Origin of the sequence: Mycobacterium sp., assembly GCF_032159775.1 — a bacterium.
GTDB lineage: Bacteria > Actinomycetota > Actinomycetes > Mycobacteriales > Mycobacteriaceae > Mycobacterium.
On the sequence record NZ_JAVHWK010000115.1, the window covers coordinates 1 to 2,507 of the forward strand.

The 2,507-nt window shown below is 69.6% G+C and carries 2 protein-coding genes; one reads left to right on the forward strand and one right to left on the reverse strand.

From position 1 onward, the window contains the following. Window positions 1-1,678 (forward strand): AAA family ATPase (locus QOJ24_RS13700; protein ID WP_526262002.1); only part of this gene is annotated, 1,678 nt, incomplete at its 5' end. 1 nt (window position 1,679) lies between these two features. On the opposite strand, the gene QOJ24_RS13705 is transcribed toward QOJ24_RS13700, so the two are convergent. After that, the coding region (locus QOJ24_RS13705; RefSeq protein ID WP_526262004.1) for a PE-PPE domain-containing protein at window positions 1,680-2,507 on the reverse strand (828 nt) is incomplete at its 5' end.

Consider the following 2,507-nt stretch of genomic DNA (forward strand, 5'->3'; position numbering starts at 1 on the left):
CGATGCGATCACCGCGCTGCAGCTCGACAACGTGCTGCCGCGGATCCAGCTCGACGCGCCGAGCGTGGACCGCAAGCGGCTGAATGCCTCGGTGCGGGAGTTCGTCGAGCAGCTTCCGGCCGACGCCCGCGTCGCGCTGGAGTTCCTGGCCGTCGCCGACCCGATGCCGCTGGCCGACCTGTCTGCGGTGGCCGGCGGCGACGCAGTGCAGGCTGCGCAGGCCGCCGACTCCATCACCGTCGTCGACGACACGGTGCTCGCGGCGCATCCGCTCTACGTCGATGCGGCGTGCACCCTGATGTCCGCAGACGAGCTGCGCGCGCGGCGGACCGCCGTGTATGAAACGCTCTCCGCCCGGCGCCCCCGGGACTGCGTCGACCGGCTGCGGCTGGCGGTGTTGGCGCTCGACAGCGACAACCCGCAACCGGTGTCCGTCGTGGTGGCCGCCGCAGCCGATGCGCTTCGGCTCGGTGACCTGGAGTTGAGCGAACGCCTCGGCGAGGCGGTGCTGGCGCGCGACCCCGATCTGGACGCGCGGCTGACCCTGGCCCAGGCGTTGGCGTGGCAGGGCCGCGGCAGGGAGGCCGACGAGGTGCTGGCCGCCGTGGACGCGTCGACACTGTCGGACGCGGAGCTGATGGCATGGGCGCTGCCGCGGGCGGCCAACCAGTTCTGGATGCTGTCGGAGCCTGAGCGGGCGACGGCCTTCCTGCAGACCACTCGCAGCCGCGTCACATCGCCAGCGGCGCGGACGACGGTGGACGCGCTATCGGCCACCTTCGCGATGAACGCGGGTCGTCCCGGCCGGGCAATGGAGGTCGCCGAGGACGTGCTGGCCTCGCCGGACGCCGACGACACCGCCGTCGGTTGGTCGGCGGCGGCCGCGGCGCTCAGTTGCGCGCGGATGGGCCGTTTCGCCGAGGTCGACGCACTCGCCGACCGCGCGATGGAGGCGCAGCATCCCGGGCTCCTTCGCTTCACAAGCGGGTTCGGCCAGACGACGGCGCTGATCATGTCGGGTGAGCTGGACCGCGCACAGGAGCTTGCGCAGCAGCTGACCGATTATGCGCAGATGCAGCAGCCCGGTCGGGCGATCGGCGAGATTCTGGTCGCCGACGTGCTGATCGCGCGCGGCGAGTCTGTCGCTGCGGCGAAGTTGTTGCAAGGGGCGGCGGAGGCGCTGGCGCCGACCGGGTATTCGTGGGGGCCGTTGGCGTGGATGCTGCTGGCGCAGGCGCTCGGCCACCAGGACGAGATGGGTGAGGCCGCAAAGGCGTTGTCCAAGGCGGAGTCTCGGCACGGGTTGAAGTCGATGCTGTTCGCCCCGGAGCTGCAGTTGGCCAAGGCGTGGACGACGGCCGCACGTCGTGACCCGGCCGGGGCGCGGTCGGCGGCCCGCGACGCAGGACGCGCGGCCGAACGCGGCGGCCAGTCGGCGGTCGCGATCCGCGCGTTCCACGACGCTGTGCGGCTCGGTGACATTCGCGCCGTCGACTCCATCGCCCGACTCACCGACGGCGTCGACTGCGTGTTCGGCAGGCTGGCCTTGCAGCACGCCCGCGCGTTCGTCGCGGGCGATCCCGATGGCTTACGCGCGGTGTCGGCCGCCTTCGCCGACATCGGCATGATGGGCTCGGCCGCCGACGCCGCCGCGCAGGCGGACCGGTGCCGCGACTAAGTCAGCCCGCGCCGGCGGCATCACCCGTCGTACCCGCGGTCGAAGGCGTCTTAGGCTTGAGCGACTGCGCGGCGTCCTTGACCGCGTTGGTGACGGCCTTGATCGACTGGGTCACACCCGAGACCACGGATCCCGCCACATTGGCGAGCGACGGCTTCGACGGCTTCGTCGCATTCGTGCCGGTCTGGCCGGGCGCACTAGGCCCCGACAGTCCCAGCACACTCAGATTCAAGCCCTTATTCGTGATAGTCGAGGGATCGACGGCGGGTGGTGAAGGTGGCTGAGGCGGATCCTCCTCAACGACAGTGCTTTTCGCGTAGTTGTTGACCGGTGGAGTAACCGACAGTGGCGTTGTCGGCGGGGCTATGGTGACCGGCGGTCCGCCGATTCCGTATGCATCCTGCCCTGTCGGGCCCGTGATGTTCGGCCTCGGGGTGTTCAGTACGCGGCCTGCGCCGACGTCCTGCAACCCGTTGTCCAATCCCGTCCCGAGCGCGACGGGAATATTGGAGATGAGCGTGATGGGGTTGGGGAAGTAGAGGAAGTTGGCCTTCGTTGGCGTGCCGGGGCTGATCGTCCGGTCGTATCCCGTCTCGACGAGCATGCGCACCAGCGGATCGAGCATGTCGGCGGCGATCGGCCCGACGCCCGGAATCATCTGCACCGGCACGAGGAGCGGAACCGGATAGGTCGGGATCAGGTAGTACTCCGTGTCGCCGACCGTGTCCTGCAGAACCGCCTGACTTGGATCGAGGTTGGCGTAGTTGAGGTGGACGAAGAGGGTGCCCATCATGGAGTTCGACATTGCGAACGGATTCAGCGGGTTCAA